Below are 23,568 nucleotides of genomic sequence, written 5' to 3'. Positions count from 1 at the left end.
AGGCCTGCGCGGAAGCCGCGCGGAGTGTGGGCCGATGCCATGCGCTCGAGCCTCCAGAAGTCGGCGACCGCCTTGCGAGCCCTTACCTGCAGGAGCATGTGTGCAAGGATCTGATCAAGCTGAGTGGGCATAGTCCCTTTGCGATGGCTCGGTGAGAGGTGAGGTCCGCGGTGCGAGATGGTTGGATGAAGCGTCCAGTCGCTGGCTGGGGTTGAGAGCTGTGTGCCTGCTACCGCCGCGAATGCAATCCGGGGTTGAAACGTTGGTGCCGAAGGGGGGACTCGAACCCCCACACCCTTGCGAGTACATGGACCTGAACCATGCGCGTCTGCCAATTCCGCCACTACGGCACGGTGTCATTCGCCCCACCGTAAAGGCCGGAGCACGCTAACCGCGAGCTTCTAGTTTTACAAAGGCGGAGGCTGATGTCAATGTGACGCTTTAGCTGAATGGGAGAAGAGATGCGTTCAGCACGCGGTTTCGCAGCATCTATACTTTTATCGTCCATGCACTTTATGGCTGGTGCGAAGATTGCGAGTCTTCTCTCCGGGAATTACGTCTAGATTTGAAGGAAGGCTGACACTCTTAAATGAACGAACCTAAGACTCCCTCCATTCCCTCCCAGAATACGGACGTGGAAAAGATCCCGGAAGATATCTCAGTCGAGATGCGCAGAATTGCCCATGACCTGAGCAACGCACTCGAGATTATTGTGCAGACGAGTTATCTGTTGAGCACTGCGGATCTAAAAGAACCGGCGTCGGATTGGCTGCGCATGCTGGATAGCGGCGTGGAGAAAGCTATGAATCTTAACCAGAGATTGCGGAGCTACATCAAAGACCACACTTCGAATTAGCCAGCTTGAAGCTGTCGACCTAGGACTTGCTCCGACGGGTTGGCTTGGGCTTGATAACGGTCTTGGCGGCTTTCTTGGTGATGGCCCTCTTTACGACAGTCTTCTTTGCCGAGGATTTCTTTGCCACAGGCTTTTTCTTTGAAACGGCCTTTGCGATGGTCAGCTTTTTTGCAGGAGTTTTCCGGACAGAGGTCTTCGTTGCGACTTTCTTTTTGACTGGGGGCTGAGCCGTCTTCTGGGTGGTGGGCTTGAGGCCGAGTGCAGCGAGCTTCCGCTCGTGCGATGCGATGAGGTCTTCGATCTGCTGCAGGAGAATGCGAGTGTGCATGGGCTTGACCAGCAGCTGGTCTGCGCCCATCTGCTGCCAGTCTTCCTCGGCGACGGGGAAGGCCGTCAACAGCGCGACGGCGGGATGGTAGTTTGCAGATCGGGCCGCTTTGATCACCTCGATACCGGCGACATCATGCTCCATGCGCATGTCGGTGATGAGCATCTGATACTCGCGGGTGTGCAGCTTGGATATACCCTCGCGAGCGGACGCGGCTGTATCTACATCGAAGCCGCTGATCTCAAGTACAGCCTTCAGGGTCAGCAGGACAGCGACTTCATCATCGACCAACAGAATACGGCGTCTCATTCGGTTCCCTTTCTACTGCTTCCGAGCAAACATACATGATTGGAGTGCCAATTCCAAAGTAGAGGCGACGGTCGCAACAGAAATGGGCATGGGTGGATCTACGACGGTCGTTTTCCTGTGGCCCTCAGCGATGAAGCTCCGTCTCTGAAGTGCTATACTTCACGTTGCGGTGCAACCTTCTGTGAGATTTGCATCTAAACCCTAAACAACGCATAGCGGGAGAGAAGACCTGCTGTGGAGGCGACCTATTCCACCGATTGATAAACGTTCCGCCAAGTCTTTTATCCGCACCAACGAACGGATCCGCGCCCGCGAGATCCGCGTCATCGACGAAAATGGCGAACAGCTTGGCGTTATGGCTCCCTTTGACGCTCTGAAGATGGCCCGCGAGCGCTCGCTCGACCTGGTAGAGATCTCTCCAAATGCCGTTCCGCCTGTCTGCAAAATTCAGGATTACGGCAAGTTTCTCTATGAAAAAGATAAGAGCGACCGTGCTGCCCGTAAGAAGCAGAAGGTTATCGTCATCAAAGAGGTCAAATTTTCGGTGACGGTGGATGAACACGACTACCAGACCAAGAAGAACCAGGCTGTCCGGTTTCTCGGCGAGGGCGACAAGGTCAAGGCGTCGCTGCGATTCAAAGGTCGTCAGATGGCCCATCGCGATCTCGGCTACAAGATTATTAACCGCCTTATTCTCGATATCGGCGATGCTGGCCTGGTGGAGTTTATGCCACGCATGGAGGGCACGACCCTGCATGCTATCCTAGCTCCCTCGAAAAAGCCAGAAGTTGTAGTAAAGAAAGCTGCGGCTCCGGCCACCCCTGCGACAGACTCCAAGCCTGCTGAACCTTCGGTTCCTACTCCCGTTCAGGCTTGATAAAACACCCACTTCTCCTTATCCTCTGAGGCTGGAGTGGGTGCGCAAAATATTTCACCTCACAAGTTAAGAAAGATAGGAAAAGCCAGCCAGACGCTCGACGTCAGGCGGCGTTCCTGCGCGTCTAAATACGCGCGCGCTGTCTTTGAGTTGGTATAGCCAAGCAGGTTGACTACGTAACCCGACCAGGTGCTGAGGTTGACGTTGCTCAGCCCATCCTGAGGACGGCTCCAACCGAGAATGCCAGATTTCTGCTGGCTCCAATAAAATCTTTGTTTTGACTTTTGAGGTTGCCGCTCACCCATCGGCGCACAGGCCTGATTACTTTAGTAACAACTCTTGTTTTATATTCTCTTATGTAATTGATTCTATTAGACTTAGTTCATTTTATATCTTATGGTTACATTATTGAGTTTGTCCAGCGAAATCTTTTTTTACGTAAATACAACTTTAGGGGTATCCAGCATGAAATACATCGTCCGCGCTTTCGTCATCGTCCTCGTCCTCACCGGTGCAGCAGCCACAACCCAGACCTCCAGCGCCTCTGCGAAGAATACGGTTGTTGTCTCCCGTACCAGCATGCTTCTCGTTCCCACCTGCCCTCCGAACGATCCCAACGCTTGCGGTCTGGGTACTCGTTAATCTTTGGCCACCCTCATCCGGTTGGACCGTATCTTCTGCAACTTCAACAATTAAGAGCACTAAGAGGTATCAACTCATGAAATATATTGTCCGCGCTTTCGTCGTAGCCCTCGTCCTTACCGGTGCAGCTGCCACCACCCAGACCTCTTCTGCCTCGGTCAAGAGCAACAACATTGTCGCTTCACGCGTAAGCACGCTGCTCGTTCCCACCTGCCCTCCGAACGACCCCAATGCCTGCGGTATGGGTACTCGCTAAATCCCGTTTGCTTCACGATTTACTTCAACAAAATCAACAAATTATAAGGCCACGGAGTCCAGATATGAAACTGATCGCTCACGCATTTGTCGTTGTTCTCGTCCTCACCGGTGCAGCTGCCACAACCCAGACGTCCAGCGCCTCCGCGAAAAATAAGGTAGTTGCGTCTCGCACCAGCGTTCTGCTCGTTCCCACCTGCCCTCCCAACGATCCCAACGCTTGCGGTCTGGGTACTCGTTAATCTTCGACTCAACTTCTGTTCAGTTGGATCATGTCCATAACTTCAACAATTCAGAGCATTAAAGGGAAATAAATCATGAAATCCATCGTTCGCTCTTTCGTCGCCATCCTCGTCCTTGCCGGTGCAGCCTCCACCACCCCGACCTCTTCCGCTTCGGCCAAGAGCACTAATATTGCGACCTCGCGCACGAGCACTCTGCTCGTTCCCACCTGCCCTCCCAACGATCCCAACGCCTGCGGTCTGGGTACTCACTAGACCCGTTTGGGCAATTTTTTGCATAAACCAAGGATTAATCTCTTGTATCGGACCTGGTAATACGCTAGCCTGAGCTTGCTTTATCAAATGGGTACGATACCGATGAATAACTTCCTGTCTAGCTTAACTGGGCAAATAGATTATCTGGAGCCGGTCTTTTGCGGCATGCTGGTCTTTTTCCTCGTCCGCAGCAAGGCCGCTCGAAAGTTCGGATATCTCGTTGCGCTCCTGTGCGTACGACTCACATGCTCAGCTATCTGCCTCCCGCTGCTCTCTTTGAGCCGGCATACGGTGGAACGGCATGCGGCCTATCAGGTTTATTTTTATGTCTACTGGATAAGCTATGCCCTTGAGGCGATCTTCTCGCTCCTGCTTGTCTATAGCATCTTCAAACTCGCGATGGCCCCGCTGAAAGGCCTACAGACGTTGGGGATGCTTGTGTTTCGGTGGGTTGCCGCCATATCGGTTGCCGTCGCGATCGGGGTAGCTGTCACACCGCATCTTTCTGGCGTGAACTTCATGGTTGCGATGATTACGCAGCTTCAACAGACATCCAGCATTCTTACGTTGTGCCTGTTGCTATTTGTCTGCTTTGCCATCCGCCCCATGGGCCTTTCCTACCGAAGCCGAATATTCGGAGTTAGCCTTGGACTCGGGTTTCTTGCGACCATCAGTCTCGTTAACTCGGCGTGGATTTCTCACAACGCGAACATGTACTCCACGTTGAGCCTGATCAACGGCGGTGCCGTTGGCCTGACTCTTCTGATCTGGTCCGGTTACTTCGCGTTCCCCGAGCCGAAACGCCGCATCATTACTCTTCCGACGACCTCTCCGTTCCTTCGCTGGAACCAGATCTCAATGGCGTTAGGCGACGATCCTGGGCATGTGGCAGTCGGAGGAATTCCGCCGGAGCTCTTTGCTCCCGCTGAGCTTGAGGTGATGCGCCGGGCCTCTGCGAAGATGGCTGCTGGAGCGATGGATGTTCCGGCTTCCATGCACTCTCTCTCCGCTTAGCACATTAGTAACAAACACTGATTCGATAGATACGACAAGTAAAGAGGCCATCCCGCTTTGGGATGGCCTCTTTACTGCTTGCCTTGTTGAGGCTTAGTCACGCTCGGATTCAGAACGCTTCCAGTTGATCAGGTCGCCCAGCGTGGTACTGCTGCTGTTGCCCGAAGAAGAAGAGGACGAGGAACCGGAGTTGTTGCCCTTGGGCGACTTCTCGCGCTCCTTGTAGCTCTCGACCTCTGCGCGGCTGGCTTCTTCGCCGACTGCACGGATGCTGAGACCAACCTTCTTCTCTTCCTGGTTCATCTTGACGATCTTGAACTCGTGCTCCGAGTCCACATCCATCGAGACTGGCTTACCTTCGGCGTCAATCGCCTCGGAGACGTGGCAGAGGCCCTCGACTCCTTCAGCAATTTCAACGAAGGCTCCAAACTGAGCGGTACGCAGGATCTTGCCCTTGATGACATCGCCAACGCGATGCTGAGCGAAGAACGTATCCCAGACATCCGGCTGAAGCTGCTTGACGCCAAGCGACAGGCGACGGTTCTCAGGCTCAACACCCAGAACGATCGCGCGAACCTTCTCGCCCTTCTTCAGGACTTCCGAAGGATGCTTGATGCGCTTGGTCCAGCTCAGGTTCGAGACGTGTACCAAGCCGTCGATACCGTCCTCGATCTCGATGAAGGCACCGAAGTCGGTCAGGTTGCGAACGCGGCCTTCAATGATGGCGCCGGTCGGGTACTTGTCTTCGAGCTGCTCCCAGGGATTGTCCTGCAGCTGCTTCATGCCGAGCGAGATGCGGCGGTCGTTCGGATTGACGCTGAGGATGATGGTGTCGACCTCGTCGCCGGGCTTGACCATCTTCGACGGATGCTTCATCCGCTTGGACCAGGTCATCTCGGAGACGTGAACGAGACCTTCGATTCCCTGCTCCAGCTCAACGAACGCGCCGTAGTCGGTGACCGACAGAACGCGGCCGCGAACCTGCGCACCGATCGGGTAACGCTCGGTTGCATCGAGCCACGGGTCAGGCGTTAGCTGCTTGAAGCCGAGCGAAACGCGCTGCTTATCCTTGTCGAACTTCAACACCTTCACCTGGATCTCGTCGCCAACGTTGACGAGGTCGCGAGGATGGGTGAGACGGCCCCAGCTCATGTCGGTGATGTGGAGCAGGCCATCGAGGCCGCCCATATCGACGAATGCGCCATAGTCGGTGAGGTTTTTCACGGTGCCAGTGAGAACGCTGCCCTCTTCCAAGGTGGCGAGAGTGACGGACTTCTTGGCATTCTGGTCCTCTTCAAGAAGCTCTTTGCGGCTGATGACGACGTTGCCGCGCTTCTTGTTGAGCTTGATGACGCGAACTTCGATCTCGGTGCCGATGTAGCCGTCGAGATTGCGGACGGGACGGACTTCGACCTGGGAGCCGGGCAAGAATGCCTTGATGCCGATGTCAACGGTGAGACCACCCTTGACGCGGCTGAGAACCATGCCTTTGACAGGGGTCTTGTCGTTCGCCGCCTGCTCGAGCTTGTCCCACACCTTGTGACGGAGAGCCTTGTCATAGCTGACCAGGTAACCGCCTTCGGATTCTTCGCGCTCTACCACAACTTCAACAGTGTCACCTGCCTGGAACTTCGAGACACCATGGATGTCCAGAACTTGCTCCAGAGGGATGAGACCTTCAGACTTAAGCCCGATGTCGACAACAACATGCTTGTCGGTGATCTTGACGACGGTGCCGGTAACGATGACCTCTTCTGCGGTCAGGTTCTGGGCAGCGGCGGACTCGGCAGCCTGCTCGCGATCAAAGTTCGCAAGGGCAGCGGCAAAGTCAGCAGCGTCGTAGTTCAAATCATCGTCGGACTCGTCGGCTGCAGCGGTGGCCGTTGCTACGGTTCCGTGGTCTGCAGATTGATGAGCGGCAACAGCGGGTGCAACATGCTGTGCAGCTACATTTGACGCGTCGTGGGCGGTCTCATGCTGTTGGGTTGAGGTGGATTCAGAAGACAGGTCTGTGTGAGCCGCTGTCGCTTCGGGCGCTAGGACTTCCGTTTCGGTGGTCAGGGGTTTGCTCTCGTTGTGGTCAGGATTATGGTTTTCTACCATGGTGAATGCGGACTCCGGGATCCAAGAGATGCCTTCCTCTAAAGCGGCGCGTTGCGGGAGCAAACAGCGAACCCGGGAGGGATGCTGGCTGCTTTGTCTATCCCCGCGACAGCTTCGGCAGGATGGAAGGAATCAGGTATTGCAGAGGAGCTACTGCACTTGGGTCCCACACGCAATAGCTCACTGATAAAGCATAGAGCTTTGCATACGGTACGTCAACAAAAGCCAGCCTCTGCGCCTGCATTTTCATCGCCATGTCATGTTGAAAAGAATGAAAATTTCCTGGACCTAGATGATTAGATGCAGATTGGACGTCCAAATATGCAAAGTGATGGGAGAATCGGTGTATCTGCGGCGCCCATTGTCTCTGGTCCGCTTGGGCGATCCAAGAAGTTTTGAGAGCCGCGCTATACTCGCCGAATGGACCGCCTCTGGACGCCTTGGCGCTATAGTTACGTGACGCGATCGGATCCTCAGTCAAGAAGCGGAGTTCCTACGGCTCTCAATGCATGGCCACCTTCCGAGGCAGAGGATAAGCACTGCGTTTTCTGCAATATGATTGCAGCGGTCGATTATGCGGTGGCTCATGGGATGGAACAGGAGGCCGCAGAGAAAGCAGCCCATGTTGTCTACCGAGGGAGATCCTGCTTTGTGTGTCTGAATGCGTTTCCCTACTCCACCGGACATCTACTGCTGGTGCCTTACCAGCACCTTGATTCGCTGGCCGCGCTTGCTACCGACGTTGCGGGGGAGCTGATAAGTCTTGCACAGCGATCGGAGGTGGCTCTCCGCGAAGTTTACCGCCCAGGGGGAATCAACATGGGGCTAAACCTCGGCGAGGCTGCCGGGGCTGGAATTGCCGATCACATGCACCTGCATGCGCTACCTCGGTGGAGCGGCGATACGAACTTTATGACGGTGACCGCAGAGACTAGAGTGCTTCCTGAATCGTTGGATGTCACATGGGCAAGGCTACGGCCAGCTTTCAAGAATTAATGCAACCAAGTTACGAAAGTGTCCATCTTACTGATCATGAAGACTGAGACCGACGGTCTAGTCTGAGGTCTCCCCAATGGCTGTTTTTACACAGATAGTTCCCACATCTCCGCGATCTGGCACGTCGGCGGCTGCCGCAAATTGCGGACTGCCCATTGCAGATCGCCGTCCTTATCTGGTTCCTGTTCGTAAGCCGGCTGTGTCGAATCGCAGGTCGGTGGCCCTGTTTCCTCATGAGTCGGAAGACGCTCGCCTTACCGGCTCAACACGTTCCCTGTATCGAAGACTATTGGCACTGAACCTGCCACACCCACGTGCTTTCGACTCGCCGACGGTATCTCGAGAGATGAATGAGACGCGGGTTACGGTTGTTTCTCCAAAGATCGCATAGAGCCTAAGCCAGTTTCGTACTGACAAAAGACCTGCCAATAGGCAGGTCTTTTGTTTTGGGTCATCAGAGCAGATCAGGGCTCTTTTAGGAGGGTCCTAGCGGGGGGACGCTGCTTGCTGCTTTGGGCGCGACCGTATCCCTGTTACCGGGCTCCCTGGGCCCAGGCACCCGCGTTGCTTCAAAGCTGGTGATCTTCCACACTCCAGAGGGCAGTCGTTGATAGACACGGGTGTAACGATAGGTGCCCTGGAATGCTACCCCTTCGTTCGTTCCTTCCACCTCGGCGCGGGAGGTCACGATTGCGATGGAACCGATAAGTTTTACCTGCATCTCGCCCAGGTCAAGTTTGGAGAGAACGAATTTATGGGTTCGCATGCGATCCAACTGCTGGATCTTGGTGCTGACCTGGCCTGTCATCGTAATACCGATGTAGTCGTCGGAGAGCAGCTTATCCATGGTGGCTACGTCACCGGCGAGCTGAGCCTGGCGCCATTGCTCCTCGAGGGCTTCGACCTGACGCTTCGCATCGTGCTTTTTCTCATGCAGCGGCTGCATGTGACCAGCGAATGCCGATGGCGCAGGCCATCCCATTATCACTGCCGCCAGAATCACGGCAGAGCCCATCAGCGACCTACGAATTGGACGAACCCACAAGCCCATAAGCGTACCGGATGGTAGACCGATTTACCGCGTTGAGTCAAAACTACTTTAGTCGTACATAAGCTTATGCAGATAAGACGAAGCGGCCATACAAAACATCCGTCGGAAAGCTAACAAATGGCCGTCAGATTTTCTACCTGACGCTCTTTCATTTTCTGATACAAACCGCCAATGGCATATTGGTGAAAGTGCGATGTTCCTCTATGATGCTCCAACGCGGCGTCATCAGCATACTGCTCATAGATGAGAACGTTGCAAGCCTCTCCTTCCACGAAGTGAGGGATATAGCTCACACAGCCCGGCTCTTGCCGAGATGCGGCGGTGAGGTGGCGCAGGATCTCTGAAATCTCCTCCCTGTCCGAGGGGTCAAACGTCATTCGCACGGTAAAACTGAGCATCGTTCGCCTCTCTTACGCCTTTAATGCGTCTTCAAATGCCGGCAGGGTTATTGTTTGATCGCGGTCCGGGCCGGTGGAAACCATTCCAATCTTGGCTCCTGACTCTTGCTCAATAAATTTCAGATAATCCTGTGCCAGCTGTGGCAGTTTGTCGAACTCCGTGATTCCCTCGGTTGAGCTGTTCCAACCTTTCAACTTTGTATACACCGGCTCGATGGCGTTATAGCCCGGCATATCGGCGGGGATAACGTCGCTCAACTTGCCATTGATCTTGTATCCGGTGCAGACGGGAATCTCCACGCACTCGTCCATGACGTCCATCTTGGTGACGACCAGCCACTCGGTGCCGTTGATCATGTTGCTGTAACGGAGGAGAGGAAGATCAAGCCAGCCGCAGCGACGTGGGCGACCGGTGACGGCACCATACTCCTGCCCGCGAGCCCGCAGCAGGTCGCTGGTGGAATCGTGAATTTCGGTAGGGAATGGTCCTTCGCCGACTCGCGTGACGTATGCCTTGGTGACACCGATCACGGTTCCGATTCGGGTGGGCCCGACGCCTGTTCCTGTGACCGCTCCGCCCGCCGTGGAAGAAGAAGAAGTCACAAAGGGATAGGTTCCGTGGTCGATGTCAAGAAGTGCCCCCTGCGCCCCTTCAAACATTACCTTTTCGCCGTTGTCGATGGCGCGGTTCAGCATCACGGCGGTGTCGGTTACAAATGGTGCAATCTGCTCGGCCGCGCGAGAGTACTCCTCATACATGGTTTTGGGGTCGAGCGGCTCGGTGCCGAAGAGGGCGTGAGCGATGGTGTTCTTTTCGTGGCAGGCGTTCTCGATGTGCGTCCGCAAGAGCGCAGAGTTCAGGAGATCGACCACGCGAAGGCCGCTGCGGTGCATCTTGTCTTCGTAGGCCGGCCCGATGCCTCGGCTAGTGGTTCCGATCTTCGTTCGTCCGGGGGCATTCTCCGCAGCCAGTTCGATCATCCGGTGGTAGGGGAGAATCACCTGGGCCCGGTTGGAGACGAAGAGCTGCCCATCGACAGGCAGGCCAGCGTCCTTGAGTTTTTTGACTTCATTGAGGAATGCCATGGGATCCAGCACGACGCCGTTGCCGATGACGCCCTTTGTCTCAGGACGGAGGACGCCGCATGGAATCAACTGCAGAACAAACTTTTTGCCCTTGATGATGACGGTATGACCGGCATTGTGGCCGCCTGCGTAACGGGCTACGACGGAGAACTTCTCCGACAGTACGTCCACGATCTTGCCTTTGCCTTCATCGCCCCACTGGGCACCCAAAATAACCGCTGATTTGCGTTGATTCACGACGGATGTGTTCTCCAAGAGATGGTGATTGACCGGAAGACGGCAACGCAACACGCGAATGCACGCTTTTCTCTATCATATCGTGTTGCGTGGCATCGGCGTTTTTTACCGCTAGGGAGGGTGCAGGGATCGAGAAAACGACCTGACCGCCGAGATTTTAGGGCTCTCCGTAATAGACGTTCCTGGTCCGTGCCGTGAGGCCGGGGGTTTCGACCCTGACGTCGAGCGAGTGGAGCTGGTTGGGCCGGTCAGACGGCGATTGATCGACAACGAGGGTGTAGAAGGCGTCGGCGTCGGCTACGCAGCGGTTGATCTGGTCCGTAATGTCGTTGCTGGAGTTGAGCGCCTGACCTCCGCTCTGACGGGCGAGCACCTGTAAGGCGAGATTGCCCGCCTGAACGTCCTTCGATGCGGAGACCGGTTTCAGAAACTCCTCATAGTAGTTGAGACGGTTGGTAGCGGCATCCTCCACGCCGAGAGGGTCGATGCTGTAGAGAGTGATTCGTGCCTGGCGCAGAACTGAGGAGAACTGAACGATGGAAGAAAACAACTGTTGCTCCTGCCTGGCGGACAGATCGATGCGCGGCCCCGAGAGAATAGGCCAGCCAGGACTGATCCAGATGACCATCTTTCTGCCCGGCTCCTTTGTCTCGCTGGCGGCGAGGAGATTCAATCCTCGGAGCGAGAGGCTGAACCGCTCCTCGGCGCCGTAGAAGCCTGTGGAACGGCGGATGGTTCGCAGCTTGGTGGCGTGTTGATCGAAGGCGGCGAGCAGAGCATTTCCATCGCGGGAAGAACCGGCCTGCAACTCGGTGCCAGAGTCGCTAAAGAAGGCGAGGGAGACGGGGTGAGTGAGCTGACCGCCGTTTTGGAGCAGGAACTTTTTGAGTTGATCGCGCTCATAGGCAACGCGGCCAAATGAGGTATTGACCTCATCCACCAGGAGGATGATCTTTACGGGCGGTTCTGCCGGGGCGTCGCCGCCCACCGCGCGAAACGCGAGGATCTTTCGGGGTTGGCCGTTATCGCGCACGACAAAGTCGTTTTGAGTGAGTCCGACTCTCGGCTTACCCGATCTGTCCGACGCGACAACATCCAGCACAATGTTGGGGTCTCTGACTGGGGAGAGAGGGGCAGCCGCGACTGGCGAGTCGCCTGGAGGAGGTGCCTGCTGCTGTGCGAATGATGGGAGAGAGAGGACGAAAAGACAGAGGAGAGACAGCGTGGCCCGATTCTTAGTACCCATACTTCCACCTCAAAGAACATCACTGCGGCCTATAAGCCGCCGGAGCAACGTGGTGGCTGGTGCCGAGTTTCGAACTTTCCTTAAGACGTAGCGACTGTTCGGGTAGTTTCAATGATTTCGCCCCCATTCCTGCTTCGAGAGTTTTCGAGGAGACGGAGATGTTAGTCCCGCCTTTTTTGATGGCACAAGATGCGAGTAGATCGGTATTCTCCTCCTGCGCCGCTGTGCGCCTTACTCCCACGCGAGAATCTCAGGACCAACCATGTCGGCAACACGGCTGCTCTATGGCATCACCATCTTCCTCGGGGCTTTCCTGCTTTTTCTGGTAGAGCCGATGGCCGCGAAGCAACTGTTGCCGGTGCTTGGCGGCTCCTCTGCGGTATGGCTGACGTGCCTGGTCTTCTTCCAGGTGACGCTGCTGCTCGGCTATCTGTACGCCCACTGGATTACGCGCTGCCGGGCCACAAGCTGGCGCAGGCATGTTTATCTGGTGACGCTTGCTGCGGCTGTCATCCTGCTGGTGGCACAACGGTTTGTCCATGGAGAGGTGTCGCGAGGTATCGACAACCCGGTTGCCACCATCTTTACGACGCTTGCCTTCACAATCGGGCTACCATTTCTGCTGCTCGGGGCGACGAGTCCGCTACTGCAGATGTGGTTTCAGCGGGCTGAGGGCGGTCCTATTCCGTACCGGCTATTCGCGCTCTCGAATGTCGGATCTTTGCTGGCGCTGATCGCATACCCATTTGTCGTAGAACCTAATGTCACACTCAAACATCAACGCGCTTTGTGGTCTGTGGGATTCCTTGTGTATGCGAGCCTTTGTGCGATGCTCGCGCGGCAAGTGCGTGTGGTTCCGGCGGAAGGCTTACCCACTGAAACGGTGGCCGAGACAGCAGCTCCAGGATGGGCGAGATGGTTATGGTTCCTGTTGCCCATGGCTGCCGCGATGCAGTTGAGTGCGGTGACCAGTCATCTAACGGTTAATATTGCCGCGATTCCTCTACTGTGGATGCTGCCGCTTGCTGCTTACTTGCTGACTTTTATCGTGGCGTTCGAGTTTCCGGCGCTTTACCGACGCGGCATCGTGGTGCGACTTCTGGTGGTGATGCTGGCAAGCCTTGGCTATGCCATCTCGAAGACCGACGTAAGTCTGCCGATTGGGGTGGCTATTGTTTTCTTTCTTGCGGAGTGTTTTCTTGCGGGACTCTTCTGTCATGCAGAGGCGTTTTCCCTGCGCCCGGAAGACACCGCCGAGACGACGGTTTTCTATTTGCTGATTGCAGCTGGAGGAGCTGCGGGGACCTTCTTTATCGGAGTTCTCAGCCCGATGATTTTTTCGGCGAACTACGATCTTGCTCTTTCTTTCTTCGTTACTGCAGCGTTAGCCATCGTTGTTACCTGGAACGATGGCTGGGCACAACGTCTGCTTTGGTCCACCGCCACCGGATTGCTCCTCTTCTTCGCTTTCATGCTGCACACTGCCTACGCCAGGGAGGCGATCCTTGAGGTTCGTAACTTCTATGGGAGTCTTCGGGTGAAGGAGATGACCGGGCCGCATGGCGGGACCGAACGTATGCTGCTAAATGGCACCATTCAACATGGAACGCAGCTCTTTGCTGCTGGACTGATGCGAACCCCTACCACCTACTATGCAGATGACTCGGGCATCGGGCTGGCTCTGCGTTATTGCTGCGAGGGCCGGCCGCGCAACATCGGAGTGATCGGCTTGGGCACAGGAACGATTGCGACCTATGGAACTGCAGACGACCGCATTCGCTTTTACGAGATCAATCCGCTGGTGCGCCCCATTGCACAGAATCTTTTTACCTACCTGCGCGATTCACCAGCGCAGATCTCGTTTGCCGATGGAGATGCCCGCACGTCTTTGACTCGCGAGAGTCCACAGCACTTTGACGTTCTCGCCGTCGATGCTTTTTCCGGCGACGCGATTCCGCTCCACCTGCTTACGGTCGAAGCGATCGCGCTGTACAAGAGACATCTGGCACCGGGCGGGATCCTCGCCTTTCATGTCTCCAACCAGTACCTCAATCTTGCGCCGGAGATTGCACAAGTCGCCAAGGCTTCCGGGATGCAGACCAGCTTGATTGAAAGTCATCCTGATGATTCGCTGGGCGCCTACCGCGCCACCTGGGTTTTGCTCTCGGCAAGTAGCGCATTCTTCGAGCGGCCCGAGATCGCATCCGTTGGCAGCGCCATTACCACGGGCACACATCTTCGTGTCTGGACGGATGATTATTCGAGTATTCTGCCTGTTCTACAGCTTTCGCACCATTAGGGATTTTCGTGAAGAAGGGTTGTCCTGCCGGACGGGCCTCCTGCGCGGAGTGCGGTCACTTCGTGACAGGTGTACCCCTTCGGTTCGTGCTCCCGTTGGTCGCTACGGAGAGCCTTCGGGCTACTTCGCCCAGGCCAAGCCGTCTGCAGCCGCTCCGGTGTCGATCAACCGTGCCGTCTTCCACTGCGTGAGATCGATTGCAGCCACCTGCTTGCTCCTAGTGCAGGAGACGTATGCGGTCTTGCCATCGGGGTTCATAAGGATCTCGGTCGGCCCATCGGCGACATCAATCGTTCTCGCGACCTTCATCGTGGTCAGATCAACGACCGCGACCTGATGGGTTGTGCGCAGCGCCACCAGGAGCCAGCGGCCATCGAGCGTTGAGGCCGTGCCGTAGCCCACTTCCGGCAGTGCGAGCCACATCTTCAGCTTGTTTGTCGCGGTATCGATAACCGCTAACTGCGGTTTGGTCTGGTCGGCGGTGAAGACCATGCTGTCATCGCGGGAAATTGAGATTCTCTGCGTATCGGTAGAGATGGGGATGATCGCAAGAGTCTTCCGCGCTTTCATATCGAGAACCGATACCGTTCCCGGTCCGACGTTTGCGGTGTAGCCACGTGAGCCATCGCGCGAGAGCGCCAGCATGTGCGACTGCTCCTGACCGGTGGGTACACTGCCTACGATCTTCAACGAGTGCGGATCGATGATGCTGATCGATTTTTCCAGCTCCGTGGTGACGTAGAGCATACCGCTGTTCTTGTCGTAGATGGCGCAGTGCGGCCTCACTCCATGACCGAAGTCGATGGTGTGCACGATCTTTCGGCTGGAGAGATCGATGACAGAAATCTTGCTGCCGTCAGTACCCGGCTTGCCTACTCCTGAGTCTCCATAGATGGGCACATACGCGGTCTTTCCATCCGGGGAGGCTGCCACCTCGTGCCCGGTAATGCCAGCCACAGATACCGTCGCGACCTGTTGCCCAGAGGAGGGATCGATAAGGCTAAGGTCACGGTCCCCCTGGTTTACTACCAGTAGCATCGGCTGTACCTCCTTGCTTTGGGCTATCGAAGCATTTGCAGTAAGACTTACTAAACCGCTGATTGCCAGAGTACGGAGGAAGAGGGTCATTTCCATAGGGTCACAAGTATAGCTGTTCGCCTTCGCTTCTGTGATGGAGTTGAACGTTCCTAGAGACTGACCGGAGTCCGCCTATACTTCTAGAAGCCATGCCCGAGCTCCCAGAAGTCGAAACCGTAGCCAATGGCGTTCATGCTCGTGTTCATGGCCAGACGGTTCGCTCTGTCTGGACGAGTAACAAGCCGCAGACTTTCAAGTCATCGCCGGATGCGATTGTTGAAGCTCTTACGGGAAGCCGCATCGAACGTGTTTATCGCGTCGGCAAGACGATTGTTGTCGATCTGGCACGATCGGAAGATGGTGAAAAGAGCTCTGGTCAGTTTCTTGTTCATCTTGGCATGACCGGCCGCCTGCTCGTCTCAACGCCTGACACTCCGGTTCCTGCCCACACCCACGCAATCCTGACCCTCAGCGGCGGAATGGAGCTTCGCTTCGTCGATGCGCGACGTTTTGGGCGGCTCTCTATCGTCGACTTTACGACTGCGGACGATAGATATACAGGACCCGGAGTCGAACCTCTGACCATTGGGGAAGAGGAGTTCGTGGCACTCTTCCGTGGGCGGAAGACTCCGATCAAAGCGGCGCTGTTGAATCAGTCCCTGCTGCATGGGGTCGGAAATATCTATGCGGACGAGAGTCTCTTCCATGCAAAGATCCGCCCGACGCGCCAGGCCGGACGCCTCACTCGCGCAGAGCTGATTCGTCTGCGTGCGGCGTTGATCAAAGTGTTGACCGAGGCGATCCAGTTGGGCGGGTCGTCGGTCTCGGACTATGTGGATGCGGACGGGGTCGCAGGGTTTTTCCAGCTGCATCACCATGCTTACTCGCGTACAGGGCAGCCTTGCCATATCTGCGGCACACCGATCAAACGGGTCGTCGTCGGAGGCCGCAGTACACACTACTGTCCCAACTGCCAGAAGTAGTGACGATCAGCGTGCTGAGGTTCTATCGCGCGGCTGCCTGCTCTGCCGAGACTGCCGCACCGATCACCCTGACCTCGGGAGTGTCCTCGACGATCTCCAGAGAGTAGCTCTGCAACGGGCTCATCTTTACCATCTGCTGCAGATAATCCTTCAACATAGGCATATCGAGAAAGCGCACATTGAATCCGGAGAGGAAGATTTTGCCCGGGCCTGCCATGTGGATCGTGGTCGCAGTGGCGGCGGCCAGAGCTTTATGCCACATGCGTTTGAAGTCCACGCAACGTGGATCGCCCTGTTTTGCTGCCTCGAAGACCTCTTCCGGCTCCATGTCAAGAAACCGCAGGCGCATGGAGCGATGCCCCATGATGCCTTCCATGTGGCCTCGTCCGCCGCAGCCGCAGAAACGCTCTTTTTCGTCGAGCGTCACGACGGTGTGTCCGCCCTCCCACACCCCGGGAGCGAACGGATACCGCCCATAGCCGATTCCAACTCCGAGGGTCCATACGCGGATCATGCTATCGAGCTTGCCGTGCAGGGAGGCAAGACCGGCGGCCATGCCGTCGGCATCGTTCACAGCCGTAACCGAAACTTCCAAGCCATGATTGCGCAGCTGGGCGACTAGTAGCTCCTGAATTCTTGCGCCCTTCAGCTGAGGGAGATTGGGCGCCTCTTCGACCACGCCGTTCTTTACTAGACCAGGCAGCGCCACTCCCACCGCAGTGATGTCCGTCGCTCCGTCGGCGGCGAGGAGAACCTGCTTACTAATCGTCTCGACCAGCGCGTCGGTATGCTGCTCGACCAGCGCATCTTCGTCGTCGTGATCCTCTGGAAAGCGCCGCACGGGCCCCACAAGCTTATGATCTACCACTAGACCAGCCGAAATCCGCTCCGAAAGTATTACCCCAATTGTCTTTGCCATTTCCCTGTTTGCCTCGTCCTCGGGTGCCGCGCTACTACTCAAATTTGCTTACGCGGTTCAACCCGTTGAAAGCCGCAACTTTATAACATTCTGCGAGAGTTGGGTAGTTGAAGACCGTATCCACGAAATAATCCAGCTTTCCGCCTAGTGCCATGACCGCCTGGCCAATATGGAGGAGCTCGCTCGCGCCTTCGCCGATGATGTGAACGCCGAGGATGGCGTGGGTCATGCGGTGAAAGATGATCTTGAGCCGGCCGGTGGTGTCGCCGCGGATCTGCCCACGGGCGATCTCGCGATAGTAGGCGACGCCAACCTCGTAAGGGACGTCCTCTTCGGTCAGCTGCTCTTCGGTCTTGCCGATGAAACTGATCTCAGGAATGGTGTAGATGCCGTAAGGGTAGAGACCGGGGTTCGAGAGGATCTTTTCGTCGCCGAAGGCCCGGGCGGCAGCAACGCGCCCCTGCTCCATTGAGACAGATGCCAGCGACGGGAATCCGATGACATCGCCCACGGCGAAGATCGTCGGCACCTTAGTGCGAAAGTCTTTATCGACCGGAATACGGCCGCGTGAGTCGGATTCGATACCCACAGCGCCAAGATTCAGCTCGTCCACGTTTCCTTGCCGACCGACGGCGTACAGGAGAGCGTCGCCCTGAACCTTCTTCTTGCTCTCGAGATTCGCGACGACGGTGCCGTCCGGCATCTCTTCGACCGACTCTACCTCTTCGTTGAGCCGCATGGTTACGCGGGAGTCTCGCAGGTGATAACTCAGCGCCTCGATGATCTCCTGGTCTGCGAACTCCAGTAGCCGCGGGCGGCGCTCGATGAGCGTGACTCGCACTCCGAGGGCTGAGAACATACAGGTGTACTCGACGCCGATGACGCCGCCACCGACGATGATCATGGTCTTGGGCAGGTTCACGAGCTCGAGCACCAGGTCGCTGTTGATGATGCTGCGACCGTTGATTGGGACCTTTGGCGAGGAGGCGGGCTTGGTTCCCGTTCCGATGAGGATGTTCTTCGCCTCGTAGACGGTTGAGCCGCGGGAGTTGGTGACTTTGACGTGGGTCGCGTCTTCAAAGCTTGCTACGCCAACCAGCATCTCGATGTTATTGCGCGACAGCTGCGCCTCAGTCACGTCGATCTCGGTTTTGATCACGTGCTGGACCCGGAAGGCCAGGTCGGCCATTGTGATCCGTTCCTTGACCCGGTAGTTCATCCCGTAGATGGACTTATAGTTATATCCCGAGAGATGCAGAACTGCCTCGCGCATGGTCTTGGAGGGAATGGTGCCTGTGCTGATGCAGGCTCCGCCAACTACTTCGCGCATCTCCACCAGCGCGACCTTCTTGCCCAGCTTTGCAGCGTAAATTGCAGCTCGTTGCCCGGCCGGCCCGGACCCGATGACAATCAGATCGTAAACACTACTCATATTGGCACATACTCATGGACATTCCACTCCAAGTCTCGGCGGGTCTTGTCCCGTTATCGGCCCCTGCATGGCGATCGTGAGGGGCCAGTTTCTTGATTGTGCGTGTTCGCCTTACTGCCTTGAAGCTACCACACCGACATCAACGGCTCTACCTTTTGGGCCTTGGCACCATACACTGATTTGACCATGTTTCGCTATGCCATCACCAGCCGGAGTCATCATCTCGGAGACGAACAACAACGACAGGCCTCGTTGATCGAGAACGCTTCCCGATGGATCTCCGAGGGCCTCGAGTTTCTTCAGCTTCGGGAGAAAGATCTGCCTGCTTCGGAACTTGCGAAGCTCTCACGTAACCTGTTGCAAGTTATAGGCTTAGAGGGAAGCCCTACGAAGTTGATCGTAAACTCCCGCCCCGATGTTGCTCTTGCCACGAAAGCTCACGGCGTGCATCTTTCCTCGAGCGAAGATGCACTCACGCCAGATCAGGTTCGTCGTCTTTACGACGCTGCGAAGCGTCTTCCGCCGCTGATTACGATGTCCTGCCACACGGTGGCTGACGTGGAGCGCGCACATCGTAATCAGGTGACCGCCATCCTCTTTGCGCCCGTCTTTCAGAAGCCGATTGCTGGCTCCTCGTCGCTTCCCGGACGAGGACTGGAGGCTCTTCATGCCGCCTGCCTGGCGGCCCAAGGAATCCCAGTCTATGCACTCGGTGGAGTCACTTTACAGAATGCAGAGTCTTGCCTGGGGGTCGGAGCAGCGGGAGTCGCCGGGATTCGCCTCTTTCATTCCGGAACCAGCTAGGATGAGCAGTTGCCAGATGAGAGTTTTGCTTTCCCTCCGGTTCGGGGTACTATGGCATCCTCACCGAGATCAGACACTTGCGTAGTTAGGAAGGTGTGGCGCCATGACACACTCAGATCCCAACGGGCCCCTATGCGACGACCAGATAGCTCATCAGAAGGCACCGGCGTACTTCGCTTGCGTCATCAATGACGCCGAACGCCTGATGCAGTATGCAGCGGAGTTCGGAATCGATGTCGCCGACGATACTCGCCATGCCATTCTTCAGGCCCGTGCCATCTATCCGACCGACTGGACCGAAGAGGCTGCGGCCAAGCTTCTGGCTGCCGTCACCACCCTGTCGTTTCGAATGCATCCAGTCACTGCGGCGAGCCTGAAGGCCTATCACGACGACACTCGTCCTACCGTCAGGTCGTATCTGAGGATCGCGATCATCCTGGCCAGCATCATCCTGCCGGTCTCTGTGGCTACGTTTATTACGTCAGCGGTTTCCTCTGCGATCAGTGCCGACGTTGTGAGGGCAAATGGTTTTGCGGTTAAGCTACGGGCGCAGCTCGGCCCTCCGCTGACTCCTGGCGAACATGTTGCGGATCTGCCTAAAGGCCTGAGCGAGGCTGACCTTGTCTCCGATCTCCAGGACTACGCTTCGACGGTCAGGATTCTCAATGCCCGTGCCCGCAAGTTGAATTACTTCATCATCCCGTTCCACCGGCTTCCTTCTGAAGACGTCGGCACTCCGCAGGAGCGGAAAAAGAAATTTGAATTACCCGTCGGCATCCCTGATCCCATCGCGGCTCGCGACAATATTACCGACACCTACCAGGATGTCCGCTACTTTGCCCAATCGATCCAGACGGATGTTGCGGTGTTTTATGGGGCGATCACAACGTGTATTTTGCCAGTGCTTTACGCCCTGCTGGGTACGTGCGCCTACCTCTTGCGAAGCTTTGAACACCAGATGGGCAGCCGCACCTTCACCCCGTCCGCCGCAAACTCCGCCCGATTCCTGATCGCAGCGATTGGAGGAGCGGTCATCGGCCTATTCAACAACTTCAGCGTCACGCAGGAGGCCTCGATTCCGCCTCTGGCGCTGGCGTTTCTTGTCGGCTACGCGGTCGATGTGTTCTTTGCGTTTCTAGAGGGTCTGCTCAAAGCGTTCACCAAGAATGTTCCCGTGGCTAACCTGAAGGCAGAGTAGATGTCAGGTGCTGCCGAGCTCAAGCAGGGCGGAGAGCAGCTTCGATGCCCGAGTTCACCTCGGCCTGGGCGAATTCTGCGGCCACACGAATGCCATTCATAATGGCCTTTTCGTTTGAGGATCCATGCCCCACAATGCAGACGCCACGTACCCCCAGCAGCACCGCACCGCCGTACTCGGAGTAATCGAGCCTCTTCTTGAACTCGGCAAAGGCTCTACGCGATAGCAGAGCGCCCACCTGCGAGGTCACCGTCGATTTCAAAGACTCACGCAGCGACTGACTTAGCAGCTGCGCCGTGCCTTCAATGGACTTCAACGCGACGTTACCCACAAAACCATCGCAGACGGCCACATCGCTGTGTCCGTTGAAGAGATCGCGGCCTTCGACGTTTCCCTTAAAGTTGATTCCCTTCAGCTCACGCAGGAGTGGCAAGGTGTCGCGGGTCAACGCATTGCCCTTTGAATCCTCCTCCCCGATGGAGAGGAGTCCAACGCGCGGGTTGTTGATCTTCAAGATGTTCTTGGCGTACATGTGACCCATCACGGCAAACTGAACCAAATTATCTGGATCGCAGTCGACGTTGGCACCCACATCGAGCAGCAATGAGGGGACGCGATGGACGGTGGGAAGGATCTGAGCCAGCGCTGGTCGATCGACGCCAGAGAGCATCCCCAGCACCATCTTTGCGGTAGCCATAGCGGCACCGGTATTACCTGCCGTGAAGAAGCCTGCGGCGCGGCCCTCGCGAACCATCTTCAGACCCACCCGCATGGTCGAATCGCGCTTGGATCGGACGGCCTGTGCGGCCTTATCGTCCATCGTGATCCACTCGCTGGCGGGAACAATGAAGACGGGCAAGCGTTGACCCCTCAACGCCTGCCGCAGAATTGGTCTTAGCTTATCTTCCGGTCCCACAAGATGCACACGCACGTCGTACTGGCGCGTAGCAAGGACAGCCCCGCGAACCTCTGGCTCGGGGGCCTTGTCGGAACCCATTGCGTCTACAACGATGTCAGTCGGCATCAGCAGGGAAGAGCAGGGGCTAGGTTCAGAATGTTAGCTGGCTTCTTTGGTCACAAGAACGTCGCGACCCTTGTACGTACCGCACTTGCGGCAGGCACGATGGGGAAGCTTGCGCTCGTGGCAGTTGGGGCACTCAGAGAGGCCGGTGGGGGTCAAGAAGTCGTGGCTGCGGCGCTTGGCAGTCCGTTGTTTGGAGTGGCGCCGTTTTGGATTAGGCATTGCAGTATCCCTTTCGATCGGCCGCGGCAGTTCATGCTGAGAGCACGCAGTCGACGAGACAAAAACTTGATTAGTGCTTCAACTCGAGCTTATCTGTCAGATTTCCCAGCCCCGCGAGCGCGTTCCAACGAGGATCGGCCGGAGCCTCATCGCAGAAACATTTCGCTTGATTAAGATTCTGACCACAGCGCGGGCAAAGCCCTTTGCAATCTGCTGTACAGAGGGTACGGCTAGGCAGGGAGAGTAACACCTGCTCGCGCACCACATCTTCCAGCAAAAGACCGCTTTCTTGATAATAACCGATTTCGGTCTCGTCCGCAGTAATAGAACGCTCTCCTGAGTCTGCATCGGCTGATTCGGGGCGAAAGATGAGGTCAAATTCTCCAGCAAGGGGCACTGCAACCGGATCGACGCAGCGCGCGCATAGGATCTCGAAGTCCGCGCTGAAGTTGGCTCGCAGGCGAATATCGTTCACATGCGAACTGGAGCTGCGATGCTCGATTAAGAGATCAGCCACGCCGTTCACTGGAAGTGGGCCGACCTGCCTGATGTCGGAGGCGTAATCCAATGCCCCTGGGACGATGACTTCATTGAATTCAAGCGGTTCGTCTACGAGTTGGAGAGGGGTAATCAGCACAGTATTAAGCGTAGCAGGTTCGGGGCGCATATCAAATAGCCCTGAAACGGCGCGGCTAGTTAGCAGGAGCAGATCTTCTCCGGCGTCCGCTTATTAGGTAAATCGCTGCTCGCAGCTCCAACAGGGGATCGTCTGAAGGTTCAATCCCGTCGATGCGGGGAATCGGGTCGAAGATGATCTGCTTTTGCTCATGCGCCGTATCGGCAACAGAGGAAGTCAGAGAGATTGTGCCAAGTTCAAGAACCTTGCGATCTTCCGGCCAATGGATCGTGGCATCGTCCACCACATCACCATCGTTTGCAAGCTGCACCAGAATTTTGAACTTAACAGGCTCCTCTGCTACACGCTTCACAATCTCGTCCATGAGATAGTTCGGTTCCTTCGCTGCCGCCGCAGCATCTTCGAGGTGGTCATTTCCTGCCTCGGGGATGATGCGGTACCGCCCGAAGCGACTTACTCCTTCTTCATTGGTAAATTTCATAGCGGTCACACCGAAGTAGCTCTCACGGGCAAAGCTGGAGGGTGCAGGTTTTGGAGTCTGTACAAATGCGAGGGCTTTGGGATGAGAGCCGAGAAACGCTTCAAGAGGAGTACCAGCCAGATTCTTGGGATCGCTCGTCGCGAGCGCCCTCAGGAGCCCCAGGAACTCCTCACCAGTCCTTACGGGAAAGCCATCCGTCGAGTGGCTGACGATATCGGTGTGGACATGCTCGGCGAGATTGAAACGTATTGCACAACCGTGTGGATTGGCGTTTGGATCGTTATCGGGCACCAGGGGGATGCCTGTCGAGTCTGAAAAGCGGACTGTGACCGGGGTCGACTCCCGCATAATGTGGGATGCCTTAGTAAGCGTGGCCGACTCGCTAGACGGAATGAACGTACCAGTCAGCATGATGCCTTTGGCATGTACAGGGCGAAAGCCTGGATTCAACCCGAAGATCGCGTCGAACTGTAGCAGCAGTTGCTCGCTAAGCGCGATAAGTTTTTGATCTGTAGGAAGCGGCATCACCATTCTCCTCCTCACAAATCTACTGCAGATTAGGTTTTAGCAGTGTGAGGACCGGGGCAGCAAAGCGTATTG

Annotated in this window: 24 protein-coding genes, 1 tRNA gene and 1 pseudogene; 12 read left to right on the top strand and 14 right to left on the bottom strand. The window is 56.3% G+C overall.

Annotation, left to right across the window (positions count from 1 at the left end; genetic code table 11):
- Positions 1-263: 263 nt before the first annotated feature.
- Positions 264-350, bottom strand: a tRNA-Leu gene (locus GSQ94_RS13990).
- Positions 351-589: 239 nt separating this feature from the next.
- Here GSQ94_RS13990 and GSQ94_RS13985 point away from each other — a divergent pair.
- Entirely contained in the window at positions 590-856 is a 267-nt protein-coding gene (locus tag GSQ94_RS13985) for a hypothetical protein (RefSeq protein ID WP_158944488.1), read from the top strand.
- 19 nt (positions 857-875) lie between these two features.
- On the opposite strand, the gene GSQ94_RS13980 is transcribed toward GSQ94_RS13985, so the two are convergent.
- Positions 876-1,493 (bottom strand): response regulator, encoded by a 618-nt coding sequence (locus tag GSQ94_RS13980; protein WP_158944487.1) that lies wholly within the window; start codon positions 1,491-1,493, stop codon positions 876-878.
- 256 nt (positions 1,494-1,749) lie between these two features.
- Here GSQ94_RS13980 and infC point away from each other — a divergent pair.
- From infC to GSQ94_RS13960, 6 genes and pseudogenes are all read left to right on the top strand, one after another.
- Positions 1,750-2,274: pseudogene (infC, locus tag GSQ94_RS13975) on the top strand (translation initiation factor IF-3); the annotation flags it as partial.
- Positions 2,275-2,835: 561 nt separating this feature from the next.
- Positions 2,836-3,012: a hypothetical protein gene (locus GSQ94_RS20990; RefSeq protein ID WP_174240938.1), complete on the top strand. Its 177-nt coding sequence runs from the start codon at positions 2,836-2,838 to the stop codon at positions 3,010-3,012.
- A gap of 76 nt (positions 3,013-3,088) precedes the next feature.
- On the top strand, positions 3,089-3,268 hold the full coding sequence (locus GSQ94_RS13970) for a hypothetical protein (protein ID WP_158944486.1): 180 nt from the start codon (positions 3,089-3,091) through the stop codon (positions 3,266-3,268).
- A 64-nt stretch (positions 3,269-3,332) separates the two neighbouring features.
- Complete coding sequence (locus GSQ94_RS20985; protein ID WP_174240937.1) at positions 3,333-3,509, top strand: hypothetical protein; 177 nt, start codon at positions 3,333-3,335, stop codon at positions 3,507-3,509.
- 75 nt (positions 3,510-3,584) lie between these two features.
- Positions 3,585-3,764, top strand: a complete 180-nt coding sequence (locus GSQ94_RS13965; RefSeq protein ID WP_158944485.1) for a hypothetical protein — start codon at positions 3,585-3,587, stop codon at positions 3,762-3,764.
- Positions 3,765-3,929: 165 nt separating this feature from the next.
- Positions 3,930-4,778, top strand: a complete 849-nt coding sequence (locus GSQ94_RS13960; protein ID WP_254063871.1) for a hypothetical protein — start codon at positions 3,930-3,932, stop codon at positions 4,776-4,778.
- A 93-nt stretch (positions 4,779-4,871) separates the two neighbouring features.
- Here the strand turns inward: GSQ94_RS13960 and GSQ94_RS13955 are convergent, their stop codons facing one another.
- Positions 4,872-6,881, bottom strand: a complete 2,010-nt coding sequence (locus GSQ94_RS13955) for a 30S ribosomal protein S1 (protein WP_158944484.1) — start codon at positions 6,879-6,881, stop codon at positions 4,872-4,874.
- 555 nt (positions 6,882-7,436) lie between these two features.
- Here GSQ94_RS13955 and GSQ94_RS13950 point away from each other — a divergent pair.
- Positions 7,437-7,877, top strand: coding sequence for an HIT domain-containing protein (locus tag GSQ94_RS13950; RefSeq protein WP_371417517.1), 441 nt, complete (start codon positions 7,437-7,439; stop codon positions 7,875-7,877).
- A 475-nt stretch (positions 7,878-8,352) separates the two neighbouring features.
- Here GSQ94_RS13950 and GSQ94_RS13945 read toward each other — a convergent pair whose 3' ends face one another.
- From GSQ94_RS13945 to GSQ94_RS13930, 4 genes are all read right to left on the bottom strand, one after another.
- Entirely contained in the window at positions 8,353-8,892 is a 540-nt protein-coding gene (locus tag GSQ94_RS13945) for a nuclear transport factor 2 family protein (protein WP_254063870.1), read from the bottom strand.
- A 146-nt stretch (positions 8,893-9,038) separates the two neighbouring features.
- Entirely contained in the window at positions 9,039-9,326 is a 288-nt protein-coding gene (locus GSQ94_RS13940) for a putative quinol monooxygenase (protein WP_158944481.1), read from the bottom strand.
- A gap of 12 nt (positions 9,327-9,338) precedes the next feature.
- Entirely contained in the window at positions 9,339-10,649 is a 1,311-nt protein-coding gene (locus GSQ94_RS13935; RefSeq protein ID WP_158944480.1) for an adenylosuccinate synthase, read from the bottom strand.
- A 157-nt stretch (positions 10,650-10,806) separates the two neighbouring features.
- Positions 10,807-11,895 carry a VWA domain-containing protein gene (locus GSQ94_RS13930; RefSeq protein ID WP_158944479.1) on the bottom strand — a complete coding sequence of 363 codons (1,089 nt, stop codon included), beginning with the start codon at positions 11,893-11,895 and terminating at the stop codon, positions 10,807-10,809.
- Positions 11,896-12,157: 262 nt separating this feature from the next.
- Here GSQ94_RS13930 and GSQ94_RS13925 point away from each other — a divergent pair, with 262 nt between their 5' ends.
- The gene (locus tag GSQ94_RS13925) at positions 12,158-14,194 is read left to right on the top strand and encodes a fused MFS/spermidine synthase (RefSeq protein WP_158944478.1); all 2,037 of its coding nucleotides are present in this window, start codon (positions 12,158-12,160) and stop codon (positions 14,192-14,194) included.
- 120 nt (positions 14,195-14,314) lie between these two features.
- Here GSQ94_RS13925 and GSQ94_RS13920 read toward each other — a convergent pair whose 3' ends face one another.
- Positions 14,315-15,232 (bottom strand): YncE family protein, encoded by a 918-nt coding sequence (locus GSQ94_RS13920; RefSeq protein WP_216843088.1) that lies wholly within the window; start codon positions 15,230-15,232, stop codon positions 14,315-14,317.
- Positions 15,233-15,420: 188 nt separating this feature from the next.
- Between GSQ94_RS13920 and mutM the strand changes: the two genes are divergently transcribed.
- A complete protein-coding gene (mutM, locus tag GSQ94_RS13915) occupies positions 15,421-16,254 on the top strand; it encodes a bifunctional DNA-formamidopyrimidine glycosylase/DNA-(apurinic or apyrimidinic site) lyase (RefSeq protein ID WP_158944476.1) in 834 nt (277 codons plus the stop codon).
- A 22-nt stretch (positions 16,255-16,276) separates the two neighbouring features.
- Here mutM and GSQ94_RS13910 read toward each other — a convergent pair whose 3' ends face one another.
- Together GSQ94_RS13910 and sthA are read right to left on the bottom strand one after the other, a co-directional pair.
- Entirely contained in the window at positions 16,277-17,173 is an 897-nt protein-coding gene (locus GSQ94_RS13910) for an ROK family protein (protein ID WP_158944475.1), read from the bottom strand.
- Positions 17,174-17,207: 34 nt separating this feature from the next.
- The gene (gene sthA / locus GSQ94_RS13905; RefSeq protein WP_158944474.1) at positions 17,208-18,605 is read right to left on the bottom strand and encodes a Si-specific NAD(P)(+) transhydrogenase; all 1,398 of its coding nucleotides are present in this window, start codon (positions 18,603-18,605) and stop codon (positions 17,208-17,210) included.
- A 186-nt stretch (positions 18,606-18,791) separates the two neighbouring features.
- Here sthA and GSQ94_RS13900 point away from each other — a divergent pair, with 186 nt between their 5' ends.
- Both GSQ94_RS13900 and GSQ94_RS13895 read left to right on the top strand, forming a co-directional pair.
- Entirely contained in the window at positions 18,792-19,409 is a 618-nt protein-coding gene (locus GSQ94_RS13900) for a thiamine phosphate synthase (protein ID WP_158944473.1), read from the top strand.
- 103 nt (positions 19,410-19,512) lie between these two features.
- Positions 19,513-20,607, top strand: coding sequence for a hypothetical protein (locus GSQ94_RS13895; protein WP_158944472.1), 1,095 nt, complete (start codon positions 19,513-19,515; stop codon positions 20,605-20,607).
- Between the two features lie 19 nt (positions 20,608-20,626).
- Here GSQ94_RS13895 and plsX read toward each other — a convergent pair whose 3' ends face one another.
- The 4 genes from plsX to GSQ94_RS13875 form a co-directional block, all read right to left on the bottom strand.
- Positions 20,627-21,631, bottom strand: a complete 1,005-nt coding sequence (plsX, locus tag GSQ94_RS13890) for a phosphate acyltransferase PlsX (protein WP_158944471.1) — start codon at positions 21,629-21,631, stop codon at positions 20,627-20,629.
- Positions 21,632-21,664: 33 nt separating this feature from the next.
- A complete protein-coding gene (rpmF, locus tag GSQ94_RS13885) occupies positions 21,665-21,850 on the bottom strand; it encodes a 50S ribosomal protein L32 (protein WP_125485089.1) in 186 nt (61 codons plus the stop codon).
- A gap of 70 nt (positions 21,851-21,920) precedes the next feature.
- Positions 21,921-22,517 (bottom strand): DUF177 domain-containing protein, encoded by a 597-nt coding sequence (locus tag GSQ94_RS13880; protein WP_158944470.1) that lies wholly within the window; start codon positions 22,515-22,517, stop codon positions 21,921-21,923.
- 25 nt (positions 22,518-22,542) lie between these two features.
- Positions 22,543-23,493: a catalase family peroxidase gene (locus tag GSQ94_RS13875; RefSeq protein ID WP_158944469.1), complete on the bottom strand. Its 951-nt coding sequence runs from the start codon at positions 23,491-23,493 to the stop codon at positions 22,543-22,545.
- Positions 23,494-23,568 lie beyond the last annotated feature (75 nt).

Origin of the sequence: Granulicella sp. S190 (genome assembly GCF_009766095.1) — a bacterium.
Taxonomy (GTDB): domain Bacteria; phylum Acidobacteriota; class Terriglobia; order Terriglobales; family Acidobacteriaceae; genus Edaphobacter.
Note: the sequence above shows the minus strand (reverse complement) of the source record. Positions and strands in the feature narration are given on the sequence as shown.